The organism is Anabaena sp. UHCC 0187 (genome assembly GCF_009712035.1).
In the GTDB taxonomy this organism is placed as follows: Bacteria; Cyanobacteriota; Cyanobacteriia; order Cyanobacteriales; family Nostocaceae; genus Dolichospermum.
The window spans coordinates 133,396-155,104 of record NZ_VILB01000013.1; the positions used below are offsets into that span (position 1 = coordinate 133,396).

The window sequence follows — 21,709 nt, forward strand, 5'->3', positions numbered from 1 at the left end:
CAAGCTATGCAACTTATAGATACCCACGTACACATTAACTTTGACATTTTTCAGCCAGATTTAGCAGCCGTTCGTTCTCGGTGGCAAGAAGCAGGAGTAGTCCGATTAGTCCACTCCTGTGTTCACCCCCAAGAATTTGCGAGTATTAGCTGCATAGCCGAGCAGTTTCCTGAACTTAGCTTTGCTGTGGGGCTGCATCCTCTAGATGCTCATAAATGGGATGACCAAACAGCCACCCAAATCAAGTCTTTAGCCAGTTCTCATTCTCAAGTGGTAGCAATCGGAGAAATGGGGTTGGATTTTTACAAAGCAGATAATTATGAGCATCAGCACGAGGTATTTGCATCACAATTAGCGATCGCTTGTGAACTGAATTTACCAGTGATCATCCATTGTCGTGATGCTGCACCTGCGGTGAGAGATGTATTGCAAAAATGGCGGGATTTGCATGGGGAAAGGGTACGGGGTGTCATGCACTGTTGGGGAGGGACACCAGAAGAAACTCAATGGTTTCTAGATTTAGGTTTCTATATTAGCTTTAGCGGAACTGTGACATTTAAGAATGCTCAAACTATTCAAGCAAGTGCCGCCATGGTGGATAGTGATCGCCTACTTATAGAAACAGATTGTCCATTTCTGTCACCTGTTCCTAAACGGGGTGAAAAACGCAATGAACCTGCCTATGTTCGCTATGTAGCAGAAGCACTAGCAAAGCTACGAGAAGAAACTATCGAGGAAATTGCCCAGAAAACCACCCAAAACGCCTGTAGATTATTCGGTCTATCATTGTAAACGACAATCAAATCCACAAGCTTTAGTGCTGATTTAAGAAAGAAGATCCGAATGGATGATAAAAATGTGCTAAAATTATTCCCTCCAAAACATTTAGGTCAAGCCATAATGGTAAAGGAAGGATAATAACTTCTAAAACTCAATTTGTGCTGTTATCAAGCTGATACTAGCCAGTTTGAGAATTTGTGGTTTTAGCCCGCTTAATGAATCGAAGCGACCCAAATCTAAAATCCAACATTGTCTGCCCATCCACTTAAATCTCTACAAACGGATGCTCTCAATAGATAACAAGCAGTGGCAACCAAGGTTTGACTAGAAAAAATTTGAAAAGGTGAAAACAGCAATCCTTTGGTATATCAAACCTATAGAAAATCGTTAAAAGTAATTGTCTTGCCTGTGACAATCATAGCAATATCAAATCCATAGTGCAGCATTAAACGCAACGTTGTGCTATCAAATCCTCCGAAGAGTCCCAATTCCCAGTTTTGGGATCTGACAGCAAGGATCAAGTATCAGGCAGAAAGTGTGAAGTGTGAAATATGAAGAAGTGTGAAGTAGAAAGAAACTTTATGGCTAACGCTATTGCAGCACCATTAGTCAGAAACCTAGCAGCAGATGATTGCCTCTTTCTTATGGACTTCATCACCTGTAAATTCATATTTTAGCACAAAGCCCTTATGGCAGACTCTCAGCTATGGCTGCGCCACGCAAGCTATCGGCTTCCCCAAAGTTTAACCAGGTTGATAAAGGTAAAGGCATGACTAACGACGATAAATACATGGAATCCGCCTTTCTGTTACCCGACTTGATTGAAATTCAGCGTTCTAGTTTTCGCTGGTTTCTAGAAGAAGGGCTAATAGAAGAACTGAACTCCTTTAGTCCAATTACAGACTACACTGGCAAACTAGAACTGCACTTTTTAGGCAATAACTATAAACTCAAAGAACCTAAATACAGCGTTGAAGAATCCAAGCGTAGAGACAGCACCTATGCAGTGCAGATGTACGTCCCTACTCGTCTACTGAACAAAGAGACAGGAGACATTAAAGAACAAGAAGTATTTATTGGCGATTTGCCCTTGATGACAGATAGAGGCACCTTTATTATCAACGGAGCCGAGCGCGTCATTGTCAATCAAATTGTGCGATCGCCTGGAGTTTACTATAAATCAGAAATTGATAAAAACGGACGACGGACTTATTCTGCCAGCTTAATTCCTAACCGGGGGGCATGGCTGAAATTTGAAACAGATCGTAATGACTTAGTTTGGGTACGGATAGATAAAACCCGGAAACTATCAGCCCAGGTACTGCTGAAAGCCCTAGGATTATCAGACAACGAAATCTTTGATTCCCTGCGCCATCCAGAATACTTCCAAAAAACCATTGAAAAAGAAGGGCAATTTTCCGAAGAAGAAGCCCTGATGGAATTATATCGGAAACTGCGTCCAGGTGAACCGCCTACAGTTTTGGGTGGACAACAGCTTTTAGACTCCCGCTTCTTTGATCCTAAACGCTATGACCTGGGTAAAGTTGGTCGTTATAAACTCAACAAAAAACTCCGCCTTTCCGCCCCCGACACCATGCGTGTCCTCACTCCGGGGGATATCCTCGCCGCCATTGATTACCTGATTAACCTAGAATACGACATCGGTAGTATTGATGACATTGACCACCTCGGAAACCGCCGAGTCAGAAGCGTTGGTGAATTACTGCAAAACCAAGTCCGAGTCGGGTTAAATCGTTTAGAAAGAATTATTCGAGAACGGATGACAGTATCCGATGCTGAAGTTCTCACCCCTGCATCCTTAGTTAACCCCAAACCCTTAGTGGCAGCCATCAAAGAATTCTTTGGTTCTAGCCAACTCAGTCAGTTCATGGATCAAACCAATCCTTTGGCAGAATTGACCCATAAACGCCGCCTCAGTGCCTTGGGACCAGGTGGTTTGACTAGAGAAAGAGCCGGGTTTGCAGTGCGAGATATTCACCCCAGCCACTACGGACGCATCTGCCCCATTGAAACTCCCGAAGGACCAAACGCCGGACTCATCGGTTCACTGGCTACCCATGCCCGCGTTAACCTCTATGGTTTCCTAGAAACACCCTTCCGACCCGTAGAAAACGGCAAAGTCTTATTCGATGTTGCGCCTGTTTACATGACAGCAGACGAAGAAGATGACCTGCGGACAGCCACCGGCGACGTTCCTTTAGACGAAAATGGTTACATCAAGGGGCCCCAAGTTCCAGTGCGCTATCGCCAAGACTGGACAACCACCGGACCCGAACAGGTGGATTATGTGGCAGTTTCCCCAGTGCAGATTGTCTCAGTTGCCACCAGCATGATTCCTTTCTTGGAACATGATGACGCTAACCGGGCGTTGATGGGGTCTAATATGCAGCGCCAAGCTGTACCGCTGTTGAAACCAGAACGCCCCTTGGTGGGAACTGGTTTGGAAGCCCAAGCCGCGAGAGACTCCGGTATGGTCATAGTTTCCCGGACTCATGGCGATGTCATCTATGTGGATGCCACAGAAATTCGTGTCCGTGTCAGTGGTCAGATATCCGCAGCCAGTGGCAGCCAAGTGATTGAAAAAGGGCAAGAAATTAGATACACCCTGTCTAAGTACCAGCGTTCTAACCAAGACACCTGCTTAAACCAAAAACCATTGGTGAGAATTGGCGAAAAGGTCGTGGCTGGTCAGGTATTGGCTGATGGATCTTCCACCGAAGGGGGAGAACTGGCCTTGGGACAAAACATCGTTGTCGCCTATATGCCCTGGGAAGGCTACAACTACGAGGATGCGATTCTCATTTCCGAACGGTTGGTGCAGGAAGATGTCTATACTTCTATCCACATCGAAAAGTATGAAATCGAAGCCAGACAAACCAAACTGGGGCCAGAAGAAATCACCAGAGAAATTCCCAACGTCGGTGAAGATGCCCTCAGACAGTTAGACGAACAAGGCATTATCCGCATTGGCGCATGGGTAGATGCTGGGGATATTCTCGTTGGTAAGGTAACACCCAAGGGTGAATCTGACCAACCCCCCGAAGAAAAACTCCTCCGGGCTATCTTTGGGGAAAAAGCCCGCGATGTCCGCGACAACTCCCTGCGAGTTCCCAACGGTGAAAAAGGTCGGGTAGTTGATGTCCGGCTGTTCACCCGCGAACAAGGTGACGAACTGCCACCAGGGGCAAATATGGTTGTCCGGGTTTATGTGGCTCAAAAGCGCAAAATCCAAGTTGGCGACAAAATGGCAGGGAGACACGGTAACAAAGGGATTATTTCCCGGATTCTCCCCGCTGAGGATATGCCCTATTTGGCTGACGGTTCACCAGTGGATATAGTTCTCAATCCCTTGGGTGTACCCAGCCGGATGAATGTTGGTCAAGTATTTGAATGTCTCCTCGGTTGGGCAGGGCATAACCTGGGGGTCAGGTTCAAGATTACTCCCTTTGACGAAATGTATGGGGAAGAAACTTCCCGCCGCCTAGTTCATGGCAAGCTCCAAGAAGCTAGGGACGAAACTACTAAAGACTGGATATATAACCCCGACAATGCGGGCAAAATCATGGTCTACGATGGTCGGACTGGTGAACCCTTTGACCGGGCTATTACCGTCGGTGTGGCCTATATGCTCAAGCTGGTGCATTTGGTTGATGACAAAATTCACGCCCGTTCCACAGGTCCTTACTCTTTGGTGACTCAGCAACCTCTGGGTGGTAAAGCCCAACAAGGTGGTCAAAGATTTGGAGAAATGGAAGTTTGGGCATTGGAAGCCTTCGGCGCAGCTTACATCTTGCAAGAACTGCTCACGGTGAAATCCGATGATATGCAAGGACGCAACGAAGCCCTCAACGCTATTGTTAAGGGCAAAGCTATTCCTCGTCCTGGTACTCCCGAATCCTTCAAAGTATTGATGCGCGAGTTGCAATCTTTGGGCTTAGATATTGCTGTTCATAAGGTGGAAACCCAAGCCGACGGCAGTTCCCTAGATGTGGAAGTAGACCTGATGGCAGACCAAGCCGCCCGCCGCACTCCTCCCAGACCTACCTACGAGTCACTGTCTCGTGAGTCCTTGGAAGAGGAAGAGTAACAATTAAAAATTATCAATTAAAAATTAAAAATTTAAGAGGTTTTTCGCTCTTCATTTTTAATTTTTAATTCTTAATTAATTTGTTCTCCTTTTTTAATTTTTAATTTTTCATTTTTAATTCTCATGAGATCCCCCCAAACTAATCAATTTGACTACGTAAAAATTGGTATAGCCTCACCAGAACGCATTCGCCAATGGGGTGAACGCACTTTGCCTAATGGACAACTGGTGGGTGAAGTTACCAAGCCAGAAACTATTAACTACCGCACCCTCAAACCAGAAATGGATGGGTTGTTTTGTGAAAGGATTTTTGGACCAGCGAAGGATTGGGAGTGCCATTGCGGTAAATATAAACGGGTGCGCCATAGAGGTATTGTTTGCGAGCGCTGCGGTGTGGAAGTTACTGAGTCCCGCGTGCGTCGTCACCGCATGGGCTTTATTAAGCTGGCTGCTCCGGTGGCTCACGTTTGGTATCTGAAAGGGATTCCTAGCTATATTGCTATTTTGCTAGATATGCCTTTGCGGGATGTGGAGCAGATTGTTTATTTCAACTCCTACTGTGTTTTAGCACCGGGGAATGCGGATACTCTCAGTTACAAACAATTGCTGAGTGAAGACCAGTGGCTAGAAATCGAGGATGCTATCTACAGCGAAGACTCTCAGCTAGAGGGCGTGGAAGTTGGCATTGGGGCTGAGGCACTGCTACGGCTGTTGGCTGATATTAACTTGGAGCAGGAAGCCGAAACCCTGCGGGAAGAAATCGAAAAAGCCAAGGGTCAGAAGCGGGCAAAATTAATTAAACGGCTGCGGGTAATTGACAACTTCATCGCTACCGGTTCCAAGCCAGAATGGATGGTCATGGAAATTATCCCCGTCATTCCCCCAGACTTGCGCCCCATGGTGCAGCTAGACGGGGGCAGGTTTGCCACTAGCGATCTCAATGATTTGTACCGGCGGGTAATTAACCGTAACAATCGTCTGGCTAGGCTTCAGGAAATTCTCGCCCCAGAAATTATTGTCCGTAACGAAAAACGGATGTTGCAAGAAGCTGTGGATGCCCTGATTGATAATGGTCGCCGGGGACGGACTGTGGTGGGGGCTAACAACCGTCCCCTCAAATCCTTGTCCGATATTATTGAGGGAAAACAGGGACGGTTTAGACAAAACCTGTTGGGTAAACGGGTGGACTATTCGGGACGGTCGGTAATTGTCGTCGGTCCCAAGTTGAAAATCCACCAGTGCGGACTACCTAGGGAAATGGCCATTGAACTGTTTCAGCCCTTCGTGATCAATCGCCTAATTCGTTCGGGCATGGTCAACAATATTAAGGCGGCGAAAAAACTGATTTCTCGCAATGATCCTAGTGTGTGGGATGTGCTAGAAGAGGTGATAGAAGGGCATCCAGTGATGCTAAACCGTGCGCCCACACTGCACAGGTTGGGAATTCAGGCTTTTGAACCAATTTTGGTAGAAGGAAGAGCAATTCAACTGCATCCTTTGGTCTGTCCGGCTTTTAACGCTGACTTTGACGGTGACCAAATGGCGGTTCACGTACCCTTGTCCTTGGAAAGCCAAGCTGAGGCGCGGCTGCTGATGTTGGCTTCTAATAATATTCTCTCACCAGCAACAGGTAAACCCATTGTCACCCCTAGCCAAGATATGGTTTTGGGAGCGTATTATTTGACAGCGGAAAACCCCAATGCCACCAAGGGCGCGGGTAAGTATTTCTCCTCTTTGGATGATGTAATTATGGCCTATGAGGCGAAACAGGTGGAGCTTCATGCCTATATTTACGTCCGGTTTGATGGGGAAATTGACTCTGGTGAACCAGATACAGATCCTTTGGAGGTGATTGAAGACAAGGACGGTAAGGGCAAGTTAATCAGTCGGACCTTGATTTATAAATTCCGTCGTGTCCGGGAAGATGCCCAAGGAAATTTAATTTCTCAGTACATTTATACGACTCCTGGCAGGGCAATTTATAACAAAGCGATTCAGGAAGCGATAGACGCGTAGAGAAAGGAGTCAGGAGTCACCGAGTCAGAATGAAGAATGAAGAATGAAGAATGAAGAAGGAGGTAGGGGCGCAGGGCGTGCGCCCAGTCAGGAGAATGTTTCTTCTTTATCCTCTTCTTTCCTCTTTCTCCTCTTTTTTCCTCTTCTTTCTTCTTTATTCTCCTTCTTTCTCCTGACTCCTGACTCCTGACTCCTTCTACTAACAACTAACAACTGACAAAATTATGACTAAAGCAGTTTTTCGCAATCTGGTGGTGAACAAGGCTAAACTAAGAGACTTGATTTCTTGGTCTTTTACCCATTATGGTACGGCGCGGACGGCGGTAATGGCGGATAAACTCAAGGAGTTGGGTTTCCGCTATGCGACTAAGGCGGGGGTATCTATTAGTGTGGATGACTTGATGATTCCTCCTTCCAAGAAGGAATTGTTGGAGGCGGCGGAAACGGAAATTCTGGCCACAGAGGAACGTTACCAACGGGGGGAAATTACTGAAGTTGAACGTTTCCAAAAGGTAATTGACACTTGGAACAGTACCTCAGAGGCCTTGAAAGATGAAGTAGTTGTCCATTTCCAGAAGACAGATCCCCTCAACTCTGTGTACATGATGGCTTTTTCGGGAGCGCGGGGGAATATTTCCCAGGTGCGGCAGTTGGTGGGGATGCGAGGACTGATGGCAGATCCCCAGGGGGAAATTATAGATTTACCAATTAAAACCAATTTCCGCGAAGGATTGACGGTTACAGAATATATTATTTCTAGTTATGGAGCGCGGAAAGGGCTGGTGGATACGGCGCTGCGGACTGCGGACTCTGGGTATTTGACCCGGCGGTTGGTGGATGTATCCCAGGATGTGATTGTCCGGGAGTTTGACTGTGGAACTACCAGGGGTTTGACCATTGGGGCCATGGTGGAAGGCAGCAAAACCCTGATTAAACTAGCCACGCGGTTAATGGGCAGGGTGGTAGGTGAGGATGTGGTGCATCCGGAGACGGGAGAGATGATTGCACCGAGGAATACACCCATTGATGATGATTTAGCGATCGCTATTCAAAAAGCCGGGGTGAAAAAGGTGACAGTCCGCAGTCCTTTGACCTGTGAAGCTGCCCGGTCTGTGTGTCAGCATTGCTATGGTTGGAGTTTAGCCCATGCCAAGATGGTGGATTTGGGGGAAGCGGTGGGGATTATTGCCGCCCAAAGTATTGGCGAACCGGGAACCCAGTTGACCATGCGGACATTCCACACTGGAGGTGTATTCACGGGGGAAGTGGCGCAACAGGTGCGGTCTAAGGTGTCAGGAACAGTGAAGATTCCTCGCAAGTTGCAAACCCGTCCCTATCGAACTCGTCATGGTGAGGACGCGCTGTATGTGGAAGCCAACGGGACATTGATGATTGAGGGCGATAAAAAGCAGGGAACGGGGGAAAGCCAGGAGATTGCTGTTACCCAGGGTTCAACTCTGTATATTCACAATGGTCAGCAGGTATTGGCGGAGCATTTGGTAGCAGAAGTAGCACTGGGAGGCAGAACTACCAGAACCAATACAGAAAAAGCCGTGAAGGATGTGGCTTCTGACTTGGCTGGTGAGGTGAAGTTTGCCGATGTGGTGGCAGAACAAAAAACCGACCGTCAGGGCAACACGACGGTGACAGCATCGCGGGGGGGTCTGATTTGGATTCTGTCGGGAGATGTTTATAATTTGCCACCTGGAGCGGAGTTGATTGTTAAAAATGGCGATGCCATCGCTACCAATGGAGTATTGGCTCAAACCAAGCTGACTACGGTTCATGGTGGTGTGGTACGGTTGCCAGAGGCGATTCCAGGGAAGGCCACCAGGGAAATTGAGATTATTACGGCTTCTGTGGTGCTAGACCAAGCGGCAATTACAGTGCAAAGTTCCCAAGGACGCAACAGCTACCTCATTACTACGACTAATAACCAAGAGTTTAACCTGCGGGCAACTCCGGGAACCAAGGTACAAAATGGTCAAGTGGTGGCAGAACTGATTGATGACCATTACCGGACGACCACGGGGGGCTTGTTGAAGTTTGCCGAAGTGGAAGTGCAGAAGAAGGGTAAGGCCAAGTTGGGCTATGAGGTGGTAACTGGAGGAACTCTGCTATGGATTCCGGAGGAAACCCACGAAGTCAATAAGGATATTTCTCTGTTGCTGGTGGAAGATGGGCAGTATGTGGAAGCGGGTACGGAGGTAGTTAAGGATATTTTCTGCCAAACCGGTGGGGTAGTGGAAGTTACCCAAAAGAATGACATTTTACGGGAAGTAGTGATTAAACCCGGTGAACTGTTGATGGTGGATGATCCGGAAACAGCGATTCCTACGGAGCGCTTGGCTATCGCCCATGATAATATTTTCCTGAAGCCAGGGGAAGAGTTGCAAGGGATGGTGGCGACGGAGTTGCGGTATATCCAGTATGTGGAAACTCCTGAAGGCCCGGCGTTGTTGAGCCGTCCCGTAGTCGAGTTTGCTGTGCCAACTAATCCAGATGTGCCGGCGACTACTTCTGTGAGTCAGCACACGGGGCGTTCGATTCAACTCCGGGCGGTGCAAAGGATTCCTTACAAGGATTCGGAACGGGTGAAGTCTGTGGAAGGGGTGGAACTGCTGCGGACACAGATTGTGTTGGAAATTGAGCAGGAGACAGACGGTGAGCATGGGGCTTCGCCTTTGGCGGCAGACATTGAACTGATTACTGATCCTGACAATGAGGAAATTCAGCGGTTACAGTTGGTGATTTTGGAATCTTTGGTGGTGCGGCGCGATATTGCTGCTGATGCGACTCAAGGCAGTACGGAAACTAACTTAGAAGTTACCGATGGTGACACAATTGCGCCGGGGGCTGTAGTTGCCCGCACCAAGATTCTCTGTAAGGAAGGGGGAATTGTCAGAGGTGTGCAGCAGGGTGCAGAAACGGTGCGCCGCTGTTTGGTGTTGCGACCCAATGATTTGGTAACGGTAGGGACAAATGTTGCGCCTAAGATTAAAGGGGCAGATTTGGTAGTGGAAGGTAGCGAAATTGCGCCGGGGGTATTTGCTGCTGAATCGGGGCAGGTGGTGGAAGTTGTCAGTGGTCAGTTGCCAGCGGTCAGTGGTCAAACAGCGGACAATGGACAACTAACTAAGGACAATTACTCTATTACTCTCCGGGTTGGTCGTCCGTATCGGGTCAGTCCGGGGGCGGTGTTGCAGGTAGAGGATGGGGATTTGGTGCAGCGGGGTGATAACCTGGTGTTGCTGGTGTTTGAACGGGCGAAAACTGGAGACATTATCCAAGGTCTGCCACGGATTGAGGAGTTGCTGGAGGCACGGAAGCCGAAGGAAGCTTGTATTTTGGCCCGTCGTCCTGGGGAAGTGAAGATTGTCTATGGTGATGGGGACGAGATAACATCTATTACCCGTGAGGCATATTCTATTAAAATCGTGGAGGCCAATGGAACGGTAACAGATTATCCCCTTGGGCCTGGGCAAAATCTGATTGTTCCTGACGGGGCGCAGATTGTGGCGGGACAACCAATGACAGACGGACCATCTAACCCCCATGAAATCTTGGAAATATTCTTCAGTTTAGGCTCGGAGGATGGGGTTTATGCCTGTGCCAGCCATGCTTTACAGAAGGTACAAACTTTCTTGGTGAATGAGGTGCAGATGGTGTACCAATCTCAAGGGATTGAGATTTCTGACAAGCACATTGAGGTGATTGTGCGGCAGATGACGAATAAGGTACGAATTGACGATGGTGGCGACACTACTATGCTACCGGGCGAGTTGGTGGAACTACGGCAAGTGGAGCAGGTGAATGAGGCGATGTCTATTACTGGTGGAGCAAGGGCGGAATATACCCCCATGCTGCTGGGGATTACGAAGGCATCGTTGAATACAGACAGTTTCATCTCTGCGGCATCGTTCCAAGAAACTACCAGGGTATTAACTGAAGCTGCCATTGAGGGTAAATCTGATTGGCTGCGAGGTTTGAAGGAAAACGTGATCATTGGGCGATTAATTCCAGCGGGAACTGGGTACAATACCTATGAAGAACCTGGGGTAATTGAGGATTACGTCACAGATATAGGCAGTGGTGTATTGGATGAGGTTGATGATCCTCTGGACATGGTATTAGATGACCGCACTGCAAAACTCTATAATCTGGATGCACCCGGAATGGGAGACGGCGGTTTTGGTAGCAAAATAGGAGAACGTCTGATTTTAGATGATGATGATGATGATCTCATTGCTGATGAAATTACTGATCTCGTTGTCGAAGATGATGAATTCGAGGAAGATGATGACGAAGAGGAAGATGATGATGATTTTGATGATGAATAAAATCTAATCATCAGGTAATGGGGACTGGGGACTGGGGACTGGGGACTGGGGACTGGGGACTGGGGACTGGGGACTGGGGACTGGGGACTGGGGACTGGGGTGGGGAATCAGAAGAAAAATATTCTCCCCTACACCCCTACTTCTTCTGTTCAATTCTTAAAAATCACCAAGTTTGATCTTAATTCCTGAATCAAGGGAAGGTACTTTTAGATACTCAACTGGCTCATACAGTCGGCGATTTGAGTTATTTTCGTCTTGACATGATTGAAAGAAAGATTCTGGATTATTGATGTAATTGAGAGGATTTATTTTTTGACATTTGGCCATGACTCCGCTGTCGTTACCCAGGCTATCGTTTATGCTTAAAGGTGATTCAGTATTTAGTTTAAGCGTATGATTCCAATAGCTGTTAATTGTGACGGGTTGTGTAATTAGATTCGCTGCTTGATTCTGTTCAACTATGATGTTAGAAACTGGCTGTGGTTTAGCATTTGCACTCTTATGGTATAGAGATTCACATAAGAAAAAAGTCAGGATGATAAAAGGTAATTTCATGGTATACCAGTGAATAGGGTTGAAAGTTTTTTGGTTTCTGATTACAGTTCTATCTATAAAAATTTTCCATCCTCCTAATCCTCATTAATATATAACATTTCACTTGATGGTTAAAAGTTAGTAAAACTCCAAAGTTCTTAATTTTACTCTTTGACTATAATCTAATATACTAATTCTCAGTAAACATATAGGAATCATCTTTGATTTTGAAAATATGGGTAAGATGAATATTGCCCACCCTAGGCTGCTATACTCAATTATCAATCACTATCTTTAACCACAATGTCTTTAAAAATAGTTGAAAGTTTTGATGCCAGTTTTACCCTAGAACCTCAATGGCAAGAGTCTCTATTTATATTATTAAGGGGTGAGGTGTTTTTAAGCCAAGTTTGCCAAAATTTACAATGGCAGAAAGTTGAATTTACAGAACTACTATTTCAACCAGTTCCCTACAGTTTAATTACCCCTAAAGGAATGCCAGCAGAGTTTGAACAATATCACGAATCGGTGGATTACGCCATTATCAATGTCCCACCAAATTTCATGTTTAATGCTAAAATATTTAAACCGAGTCGTCTGTGTGCAATTTACAAGAAACTTGGGTAAGTAATCATTACTATCACTAAATCTTTAATTCATTTATGACACCAGAAATAAGTTTACCAATCTTAGCTAGTCTGGAATACTATGCTTATATTGATGATTATGGTGAGGTAATAGCAGATTTTCAGGGGAAAATTGGAGTTTATGCTATTTTTAATCAAGATAAAATTATCCAATTTGTTGGCTATTCCCGTGATATTTATCTGAGTTTGAAACAACATTTAGTCCGTCAACCTCAAAATTGTTATTGGGTAAAAGTCCAAACTATAGACCGTCCTAACCGCACAATTTTAGAAAATATTGAAAATGCTTGGATTAATGAAAATCCTCATCCTCCTCTGACTAATGCTGATAGCCTGGGTGGCGTAGCCATGGATAAACAAAAGTGGATTAATGCCATTGATGTGAAAGGATTAATGACACCAGAAGAACAAAATAATTATCAGAACATAGCAATTGATGAATTTGCCAAAAGCAAAGTCTTGAAAAATGTGGCGCGACGCGTTGAAGAAGAAATTTTAGCTATTCTAGAAGCACGAGGCGTAAAAACACAAATCCGCTTTAACCCTAAATTAAAAGAAGCGGGATTATTAGATTTGAAGTGAATGGGGTAAGAGTGACAAACTGTAATTTTTCTGATTAAGAATACTGACAATTGAGACATTAAGGCTGTACACTGTATAACAAAATATCCTTTCCCTGACTGGCGCTAATTTATGCAAACTCTGCTAAATAATCGCTATCAAGTTATTCGTACACTAGCATCTGGTGGATTTGGCGAAACCTTCCTCGCCACAGATTCGTATATGCCATCTAAGCGGATGTGCGTGGTCAAACAGTTAAAACCAGTCCACAATAATCCCCAGATTTATCAGTTAGTACAAGATAGATTCCAACGGGAAGCAGCTATTTTAGAAACACTTGGTGGTCATTGTAACCAAATTCCTGCTTTATATGCTTATTTCTGTTCTGAAGGACAATTTTACTTAGTACAAGAATGGATTGAAGGTGATACTTTAACAAAAAAGTTCCAAAAACAAGGATTATTTACAGAAACTGCGGTTCGAGAAATATTAATAAATATATTACCTATTCTGGATTATATTCATTCAGAACATATCGTTCACCGCGATATTAAGCCGGATAATATTATTTTGCGTCATCATGATGGTAAACCTGTGCTGATTGATTTTGGTGCGGTGCGAGAATCTATGGGAACGGTTTTGAATACCCAAGGGAATCTAACGAGTTCCATTGTTATTGGGACACCTGGATTTATGTCCAGTGAACAAGCAGCAGGTAGACCGATTTATTCTAGTGATTTATATAGTTTAGGGTTAACAGCAATTTTTTTATTGACTGGGAAAAGACCACAAAAATTAGAGACGGATTCCCAAACAGGTGAGATATTATGGCGACATTATACTAGTAATGTAGATCCAATTATAGCCAGAGTAATTGATAAAGCGATCGCCTATCATCCACGCGATCGCTATTCTACGGCCAAAGATATGCTTATTGCCTTGGAAAGTCCAGAAAATTCTCTTTCTATCAGCCAAGTACCATCTATCGTTAATAACCTCATATCTACAGTACAACAATCAACTATTTCTCACTCCAATAACAGTCAAACTCATACTCAACAGACTATTATTCTGGGTAGTTTAATTGCAGGTGGGTTAATTGGAGCATCGGTAATTATTAGTCAATTATTAACACAATCTTTTCAATCTACAACAGAAACTGAGATGTCAAATTCTGCAATCAGAACGATACAAACACCAGCAGTTACTGATACTCCTGTGGTTGTATCAACTGGAGAACCACCGACAAATCCTGAATTCATCGCACCAAGTCTTACCCCACAAGTAACACCAGAAACTAATCCAACTGTCAATAATTATGCTTGGCTATCAGAAAGACCAGTAACAGATATAGATTTAATGAATAAAAATGGTTATGAATTAGATATTATGCGGAACACGATTTTTGCTATCTATGGTCGTCGTTTTGAAAATCCAGGTTTACAAGATTACTTTAATAAACAGTCTTGGTATATTCCCCAATATGCACCAGAGGAATTTCCCATAAATAAATTATTATCAAAGTTAGAAATAGATAATATTGCCTATATTGACAAATTTCAAAACCAGTATCAATTGAGATACTTTCAGAAATGAGTTTTCTATTAATTAGTGGTGGGTATGAATCCCCCACTAATTTATTTTGACTCCTTCTTCAATCTATTAGTTTAAAATTTTCTCAATCATCCGATTAGCTTGAGAAGCATAACCACCACCAAATAAATTAAAATGATTCAAAACGTGATATAAATTATAAAGTGTTTTTCGTGTTTCATATCCTTTATCTAAAGGAAATACTTCTTCATAACCTTCATAAAAAGTTGGTGGAAAACCTCCAAATAATTCTGTCATTGCAATATCAACTTCTCTATCTCCAAAATAAGTTGCGGGATCAAATATTACTGGTTCACCTTCAACAGTACAACCAGCATTTCCTCCCCATAAATCTCCATGAACTAAAGAGGGTTGAACTTGATAATTTGCTAATAATTTGGGAATAGTTGCTAATAACTGATCTTCTAACGGAAAACTACCACCGCGTTTTTTTGCTAACTTAAATTGATAACCTAGACGGTGTTGAGTATAAAATTCAATCCAAGACTTAGATAAGTTGTTGATTTGGGGTGTAGAACCGATGGTATTATTCACATCCCAGCCAAAACCTTGATTACTGGTAGTTTTGTGCATGGCTGCTAATTTACGCCCCATTTCTTGCCAAGATTTGTGATTACCAGTTGTCATTTCCAGCCATTCCAGAACTATATAGCTAGAATTTCCTGTAGTTCCCCAACATAGTGGTTTAGGAACGCGGATAGTTCCCGTGCTATACATTTGCTGTAACCCCAGCATCTCTGCTGCAAACATTGACGCTTGAGAAGCTTGATTAAGTTTGACAAAGTAAGTCAGTTTACCATCACTGACAGCATAACCTTGGTTAATACATCCACCACTGATAGATAAATGCTGCTGACTTACAAATTTTTCGTCAGTAATCTGAGTAATATGGGTATCAATTTCAGTCCAAATCATAGTTTGTCAATGGTTAGTGGTCAGTGGTCAGTTGTTAAGAATAGATTACCAATAACTAATGACTAATAACTAAACAGGTTTAATGACAACGACAGCATAAGCATCAGTCGAAAGATAGTTTTTTGCAGCTTGCATTAAATCAGTTGCTTCCTGTGCTTGAATATATTGGGGGTAATTAAAAGCTGGTTCTAAATCACCAATTAATGACTGATAATAACCATACAACCCAGCGCGATCACTTGGTGTTTCATTCCCAAATATAAACCGATTAGCTACACGTTGTCGAACACGGGCAATTTCTGATTCTTTGACTAATTCTGTTTGTAATCTGCGAAGATGTTGAACGATAACTTCTTCCACAACAGCTAAATTTTCGACATCACATTTAGCGGAAATCGAAAAAATACCCTGCAATAAATTACTCATATTACTCACAGAAACTGAAGATACCAATCCTCGTTCTTCCCGTAAATCCTGCACTAGTCTAGATGTTCTGCCATGTCCTAAAATTCCGGCTAAAACATCAAGTGCATAAGTTTCATCCAATTCCATTAATCCAGGTACTCGCCACATTATCATTAATCTGGCTTGTTGGAGAGTTTCGTCAACAAATTCCCGGCGCACAACTTCTGTAAATGCAGGTTCAGGAATTGCTGCTATTGGTGTTAGTTTGTTGATTGTTTGTTGATGATTTTTACTAAATTCTTCCGCAATAATTTCTACTAATTCTTCTACTGGTAAATTACCTACAGCTACGGCTGTAATTGATTGTGGTTGATACCAATGAGCATGAAATTCTCGCATTTGTTGCGGTTTAACTTGAGAAATAACTGCTTCAGGTCCAAGGACAGCACGACGATAAGGTAAGGAATCAAAAGCGGTTTCCATAGCATGACGATAAATCCGTCGGCGGGGGTTATCCTCAGAACGCCTAATTTCTTCCAAAACTACTAAACGTTCTCTCTCAAAAGCATCATCAGGAATACTAGGATTACAGACAACATCTATTTGTAAAGGTGCTAATTCTGCAAAATCTTTAGGGGCAGTTGTGGTATAATAGTGAGTATAATCTTGGCTAGTGGCAGCATTAGTTACAGCCCCGCGCTCTTCAATGCGGCGTTCAAATTCACCACTAATTAGTTTCTGTGTGCCTTTAAAAATCATGTGTTCTAAAAAGTGAGCCATGCCGTTAATAGCATCTGACTCCATTGCCGAACCAGTTTTTACCCATAAGTTGAGATTCACCGCGTCTATTGGCATTTGTTCGGCGATAATGGTTAAACCATTTGGTAAATGGTGCAGCGTGGGTGCGTTAAGACGCGGAAAATTTAGCAGAGTTGATGTCATTGCTTGTGGTGAGTGAAGAGCTTTGTTACTTCCTATATCTTACAACTTTCTTGATGGTGTAAACATTGTCAAGACTTTTGAAAGAAGTTAAGAATCTTATTGATTAGTTTTTTCCTTAGTCTCAAACCTCATTTATTTTCTCTATAAATTGTTGTATATAGTAAGTATTATTCCCTGGATTCTCCGAAACTAATAAACCGTTTCTATTTTCAAATGTAACTTTTTGTTTTTTAGTTGTTCCCTCATTTGGTATCTGACGACATGAAAATAATAATCCTCTAAATTCAACTTCGGTATTGATTTTATCAAAGATATGAATGCGTTGTAAAACAAAATCAACTAAGCTCTTACCTGCTTTTAATTGATTTAAGTAATTTCCGAGATTTGTAGATTTCATTTCTATCAACAAAACATAAACTTTATTTGATTTTTGCAAAAATAAAATAGCATCATTTTTAGAACAAATACCTTGATATTTGGGATTAAAGAAAGGATATATAGGATCAGTTTTTCCGCCTTGTGTGTGTTTATCTATTGAAAATCCAAAATAAGATATTGATTTCTTTAAATTAATCTTGACAAAACGACATTGTGCTTGTTCATGTTGTTCTTCAATCACAATACTCAAATCATCTTCATTGGTAATTAAATGTAGATCTTCTATAATTACATCCTTTACTATATCAATTAAAGTTTTACTCGGCATCCCCATCTTCCTCTTCTTGAGAAGCATAGTAAATTTCATTGGAAGATTGGTTAAGATTATTAATTACATTATCAAAAGTTTCTGCAATAATACCTTCATTATTATCAACTTCCATTTGTTTGATAGTATTATCAGCAAATAGATAAGCAGATACTTTTTCAGGGTTTAAACACTCATCAGCTTCATAACCATAACGCTGACGCAATTCATCAGATTTTTCAAAAGATTTGCTTAACATAATCAGATTATTTAATTCCCGGACAAAATAAGGACTATGGGTACTTACTACTACTTTAACACCACTATTCACCAATTTCCCTAAGACTCTTGCTAGATTACGTTGATTATCTGGATGTAAACTTAATTCGGGTTCATCAATCATCAAGTAATCTCCTGGTTGAGCCAGATGTTCCAGATAAAAAACTAAGCTGAATAGAGTTTTAACAGTAGATGAAGTAAAATGTAAAGGCATTTTTTTCTTATTACTTTGATCAGGTAAGAAAAATATATCTCCATCACTATCTATTTTATATTTACCTTTAATGATATTTTTTTGAATGGATTGTGCTTGTATTTGATAATTACTTTTTTTCTTTTTAGAATTATTTAAGTCATTCAGAAACTCAAGATAATCAGAAATTGGTTCTGCATAACGAGATTTAACAATATCTTTTAAAACTTCCATCGAATTAATATTGTCTTTCTGTGCATCATGTATTAGACGATTACGAATACTTGACAATTCTTTAAAAAATAAATTGAGTCCCGCACGTTCAGCAGGAATTAAAAAACAATTGTGATTATTAATTCTATCATTTTGGTTTAAAATAAAAAGAGCAATATGGGCAGATATCAACTCTATTAATAATCTAAGGGGAATACCTTTATCTCGCATTGTAAAAGTTATATTAGGATCATTTTCTGATTTTTGAATATCTAAAAACCAGTCTGATTCTTTATTTCCTAAAAATAAGCGATGTTGCCATTTTTGATTAGTTAGATTGGTTAAAATTAAATCAATATCAAGTTCTAATTTAATTTGAGTTTTATTAAATTCATCAAGGTTAGTTCCAAATATATTTGGTAAGTTTTTGTTAATTCCCAGTGTTATTGCTTCTAAAATATCATCTAAATTATCGCCGATTAGATTTTTAATATTGTATTGATAAACTGGTTCTTGACTCAATTGATTAACAAGATTCTCTACAAAATTAAAATTTACTTCAAAACTATAATCAATTAGTCCGTATAAAGAATACATTACATAGGTTTTCCCTGTATTATTAGCACCACAGAGTAACGTAAAATCATTTAGTTCTAAGTTTCCTTTTTTTATAACTCCAAGATTATTAAAAAAAACTTTTGTTTTTAACATAACAAATAACTTCCTCTCATAAACAACCAACCATTGTACCATGTTTCACCGTTTTTCAACATACACTTAGGTAGGGCTTATAGCCCAGGAAACCTATCTATAATGGGCATCTTGACCGCTAGATTTATAAAAATTAAATGCACAAAAACTTATCATTTATCAAGCCTAATTAATAATTAATTTTAGGACTTACGCAAGACTCATGGAATAACGAACCACAGAAGCACAGAGGTCACGGAGAAATGAGAATTTGAGAGATGTTTTGCGTAAGTCCTGAATTTATTCAAGAATAATTAGGTCGGGACAAATGCCCAACCCACACAATAGAAAAATAAGAAATGTCTCTACACTACTTATTTACTCATTTTGAAAATACTGAAGCACTGATTTGTTGTGCTGGGGAAGGGGAAGATGATAAGAATTTCTCGACTAACAATTGCTGGAAAATGTTGACATCATTTTGCCAATTAGCAATTATTTGTTGTAAGTCTTGTATTCTTTCCTTAACGGTATTTCCGGTGAGAGGATAATTCAAGTTACCGGAAAATAAAATAGCTGGTGTTACCTGTTCCCCAAACTGAACATTTACTTGATTAATAGCTAAATTCAAAACTCCTCGTTTTAAGGGATAACTTAATTCCAAAGCGGCATTAACTTTACTACCTCCGAATTCCTGCCATGAGCCAGGGGCTAAAAGTTTACCGCATATATACTGATAAGCATCCGCTTCTGATGGAAAACCCACAAATGCCTTGGGGTTGATTCCCACTGCTTGATACTCTACTTGGGATAACTTTTCTATCAATTGAAGTGCAACTGCTGCTAGTTTAATTTCCGTCGCTGGTTTTTCCCCTATCATTTCTAATACATTGAGTCGGTTAGGTTGAACAATGATTCCCACACCATTTTTATAAACCAACTGGACTAAATTATTGTTGTAAACTGGTTGGTTTGCTAGTTCCCAGTCAGCAGGAATAATCCCTGTATATTTGAGGAAGTCTGGGTTTAAAACTGCGGGATTGAGATTTTTGGCGACAAGAGAAATCGCTACTTCTGTGAGTTGTAAACTATTACTCATAAACTCCTGGTTATGGCTGAATTGATTAGCAGTATAAACACTGTCTAAATTAGTATAAGTAAAAATCAAGCACTTTTAAGTGTGTTGGCAAGAAATAAATTTTTTATTGTAAAATAATAATTAGTAATATTAAGAATTATGACAAATCCTACTCCTACAAAAAATCAATCCCGCGTCATCGTCATTGGTGCGGGTATAGGTGGACTCACAGCCGGGGCATTATTAGCCCATAGAAGTTATAACGTCCTGATGCTTGACCAAGCCATAGTTCCTGGTGGTTGCGCTTCCACATTTAAACGTCAAGGATTTACCTTTGATGTTGGTGCGACGCAAGTTGCAGGTTTAGAACCTGGGGGAATTCATCACCGCATTTTCTCAGAATTAAATATAGAGTTACCCGCAGCTATACCTTGCGACCCAGCTTGTGCGGTATATCTTCCCGGAGAGTCTACACCAATTAATGTCTGGCGTGATTCGCAAAAATGGCAAGAAGAACGCCAAAAACAGTTTCCGGGAAGTGAACCTTTTTGGCAATTATTAGCAACTTTATTTAATGCTAGTTGGGAATTTCAAGGACGTGATCCTGTTTTACCACCCCGGAATTTATGGGATTTAGGACAATTAATTAAAGCAGTGCGTCCGAGTACATTAATTACCGCACCTTTCACCTTATTTACTGTTGGTGATGCTTTGCGATTATGTGGTTTAGGAAATGATCAAAGACTGCGGACATTTTTAGATTTACAACTGAAATTATATTCTCAAGTTAGTGCGGAAGAAACAGCTTTACTTTATGCAGCCACAGCCTTGAGTGTATCCCAATTACCCCAAGGATTATTTCATCTCCAAGGAAGTATGCAAGTATTGAGCGATCGCTTGGTAGAATCATTAGAAAGAGATGGTGGTAAATTATTAATGCGCCACACCGTCGAAAAAATCCAAGTTGAAAATAACCAAGCTAAATCCGTAAGTATTAAAAATCAGAAAACCGGGGAAACTTGGACAGAATCAGCAGATCATATCATTGGTAATGTCACCGTTCAAAACTTAGTCCAATTATTAGGAGAAAATGCGCCATCTGGATATAAACAAAGAGTAGAAAAACTTCCACCAGCTTCCGGTGCATTTGTAGTTTATTTAGGTGTAGATAAAAGTGCAATTCCCCCTAATTGTCCACCGCATTTACAATTTTTATATGATATTAATAAACCCATTGGAGAAAACAATTCCCTGTTTGTATCTGTGAGTCACGAAGGAGATGGCCGCGCACCATTAGGAAAAGCCACAATTATCGCCTCTTCCTTTGTTGATTTTACTCCCTGGTGGGAAACTCAAAATTATGAAGAGTTAAAACAAAAATTTACTCAAGAAGCAATATCCAAACTTTCTGAATATTTCTATTTAAAGCCAGAAACTATTATTTATGTAGAAGCAGCCACACCTCGCACCTTTGCTCATTATACAGGTAGAGAAAAGGGAATTGTTGGTGGTATTGGTCAAAGAATTCCCACCTTTGGCCCCTTTGGTTTTGCTAATCGGACTCCTATTAATAATTTATGGTTAGTTGGCGATTCTACACATCCTGGAGAGGGTACAGCCGGGGTAAGTTATTCAGCTTTGACGGTAGTTAGGCAAATTCAGGCTTAAGAGTAGATTTTGTCTCACGCAGAGGCGCAGAGAACACAGAG

Annotated in this window: 14 protein-coding genes; 8 read left to right on the top strand and 6 right to left on the bottom strand. The window is 41.8% G+C overall.

Annotated features, from left to right (window positions below; all coding sequences use genetic code 11):
• The first annotated feature begins 6 nt into the window (after positions 1–6).
• From FJR11_RS13610 to FJR11_RS13625, 4 genes are all read left to right on the top strand, one after another.
• Positions 7–792, top strand: a complete 786-nt coding sequence (locus FJR11_RS13610) for a TatD family hydrolase (RefSeq protein ID WP_168504522.1) — start codon at positions 7–9, stop codon at positions 790–792.
• 757 nt (positions 793–1,549) lie between these two features.
• Positions 1,550–4,888: a DNA-directed RNA polymerase subunit beta gene (gene rpoB / locus FJR11_RS13615; protein ID WP_168505548.1), complete on the top strand. Its 3,339-nt coding sequence runs from the start codon at positions 1,550–1,552 to the stop codon at positions 4,886–4,888.
• A gap of 123 nt (positions 4,889–5,011) precedes the next feature.
• Positions 5,012–6,904 carry a DNA-directed RNA polymerase subunit gamma gene (locus FJR11_RS13620; protein ID WP_168504524.1) on the top strand — a complete coding sequence of 631 codons (1,893 nt, stop codon included), beginning with the start codon at positions 5,012–5,014 and terminating at the stop codon, positions 6,902–6,904.
• 224 nt (positions 6,905–7,128) lie between these two features.
• A complete protein-coding gene (locus FJR11_RS13625) occupies positions 7,129–11,244 on the top strand; it encodes a DNA-directed RNA polymerase subunit beta'' (RefSeq protein WP_168504526.1) in 4,116 nt (1,371 codons plus the stop codon).
• Between the two features lie 156 nt (positions 11,245–11,400).
• On the opposite strand, the gene FJR11_RS13630 is transcribed toward FJR11_RS13625, so the two are convergent.
• Positions 11,401–11,799, bottom strand: a complete 399-nt coding sequence (locus FJR11_RS13630) for a hypothetical protein (protein WP_168504528.1) — start codon at positions 11,797–11,799, stop codon at positions 11,401–11,403.
• A gap of 282 nt (positions 11,800–12,081) precedes the next feature.
• Here FJR11_RS13630 and FJR11_RS13635 point away from each other — a divergent pair, with 282 nt between their 5' ends.
• From FJR11_RS13635 to FJR11_RS13645, 3 genes are all read left to right on the top strand, one after another.
• Positions 12,082–12,405, top strand: coding sequence for a hypothetical protein (locus tag FJR11_RS13635; RefSeq protein WP_168504530.1), 324 nt, complete (start codon positions 12,082–12,084; stop codon positions 12,403–12,405).
• Positions 12,406–12,440: 35 nt separating this feature from the next.
• Positions 12,441–13,007, top strand: a complete 567-nt coding sequence (locus FJR11_RS13640; protein WP_168504532.1) for a GIY-YIG nuclease family protein — start codon at positions 12,441–12,443, stop codon at positions 13,005–13,007.
• A gap of 111 nt (positions 13,008–13,118) precedes the next feature.
• Positions 13,119–14,582, top strand: a complete 1,464-nt coding sequence (locus tag FJR11_RS13645) for a YARHG domain-containing protein (RefSeq protein WP_168504534.1) — start codon at positions 13,119–13,121, stop codon at positions 14,580–14,582.
• A gap of 66 nt (positions 14,583–14,648) precedes the next feature.
• Here the strand turns inward: FJR11_RS13645 and FJR11_RS13650 are convergent, their stop codons facing one another.
• From FJR11_RS13650 to FJR11_RS13670, 5 genes are all read right to left on the bottom strand, one after another.
• The gene (locus FJR11_RS13650; protein ID WP_174763046.1) at positions 14,649–15,515 is read right to left on the bottom strand and encodes a fructosamine kinase family protein; all 867 of its coding nucleotides are present in this window, start codon (positions 15,513–15,515) and stop codon (positions 14,649–14,651) included.
• Between the two features lie 69 nt (positions 15,516–15,584).
• Positions 15,585–16,862, bottom strand: a complete 1,278-nt coding sequence (locus FJR11_RS13655) for a pitrilysin family protein (RefSeq protein ID WP_168504536.1) — start codon at positions 16,860–16,862, stop codon at positions 15,585–15,587.
• 121 nt (positions 16,863–16,983) lie between these two features.
• A complete protein-coding gene (locus tag FJR11_RS13660; protein ID WP_168504538.1) occupies positions 16,984–17,568 on the bottom strand; it encodes a hypothetical protein in 585 nt (194 codons plus the stop codon).
• Complete coding sequence (locus FJR11_RS13665) at positions 17,558–18,943, bottom strand: AAA family ATPase (protein ID WP_168504541.1); 1,386 nt, start codon at positions 18,941–18,943, stop codon at positions 17,558–17,560. Before FJR11_RS13665 ends, FJR11_RS13660 begins: the two co-directional genes overlap by 11 nt.
• Before the next feature lie 361 nt (positions 18,944–19,304).
• Entirely contained in the window at positions 19,305–20,021 is a 717-nt protein-coding gene (locus tag FJR11_RS13670) for a hypothetical protein (RefSeq protein ID WP_168504543.1), read from the bottom strand.
• A 138-nt stretch (positions 20,022–20,159) separates the two neighbouring features.
• Between FJR11_RS13670 and crtD the strand changes: the two genes are divergently transcribed.
• Positions 20,160–21,668 carry a C-3',4' desaturase CrtD gene (gene crtD, locus FJR11_RS13675; RefSeq protein WP_168504545.1) on the top strand — a complete coding sequence of 503 codons (1,509 nt, stop codon included), beginning with the start codon at positions 20,160–20,162 and terminating at the stop codon, positions 21,666–21,668.
• Positions 21,669–21,709 lie beyond the last annotated feature (41 nt).

Coding starts and splice junctions, on each gene's coding strand:
- FJR11_RS13640 (WP_168504532.1), top strand. CDS start 12,441: ATGACACCAGAAATAAGTTTACCAATCTTAGCTAGTCTGGAATACTAT.
- crtD (WP_168504545.1), top strand. CDS start 20,160: ATGACAAATCCTACTCCTACAAAAAATCAATCCCGCGTCATCGTCATT.
- FJR11_RS13650 (WP_174763046.1), bottom strand. CDS start 15,515: ATGATTTGGACTGAAATTGATACCCATATTACTCAGATTACTGACGAA.
- FJR11_RS13610 (WP_168504522.1), top strand. CDS start 7: ATGCAACTTATAGATACCCACGTACACATTAACTTTGACATTTTTCAG.
- rpoB (WP_168505548.1), top strand. CDS start 1,550: ATGACTAACGACGATAAATACATGGAATCCGCCTTTCTGTTACCCGAC.
- FJR11_RS13665 (WP_168504541.1), bottom strand. CDS start 18,943: ATGTTAAAAACAAAAGTTTTTTTTAATAATCTTGGAGTTATAAAAAAA.
- FJR11_RS13620 (WP_168504524.1), top strand. CDS start 5,012: ATGAGATCCCCCCAAACTAATCAATTTGACTACGTAAAAATTGGTATA.
- FJR11_RS13625 (WP_168504526.1), top strand. CDS start 7,129: ATGACTAAAGCAGTTTTTCGCAATCTGGTGGTGAACAAGGCTAAACTA.
- FJR11_RS13635 (WP_168504530.1), top strand. CDS start 12,082: ATGTCTTTAAAAATAGTTGAAAGTTTTGATGCCAGTTTTACCCTAGAA.
- FJR11_RS13645 (WP_168504534.1), top strand. CDS start 13,119: ATGCAAACTCTGCTAAATAATCGCTATCAAGTTATTCGTACACTAGCA.
- FJR11_RS13660 (WP_168504538.1), bottom strand. CDS start 17,568: ATGCCGAGTAAAACTTTAATTGATATAGTAAAGGATGTAATTATAGAA.
- FJR11_RS13670 (WP_168504543.1), bottom strand. CDS start 20,021: ATGAGTAATAGTTTACAACTCACAGAAGTAGCGATTTCTCTTGTCGCC.
- FJR11_RS13630 (WP_168504528.1), bottom strand. CDS start 11,799: ATGAAATTACCTTTTATCATCCTGACTTTTTTCTTATGTGAATCTCTA.
- FJR11_RS13655 (WP_168504536.1), bottom strand. CDS start 16,862: ATGACATCAACTCTGCTAAATTTTCCGCGTCTTAACGCACCCACGCTG.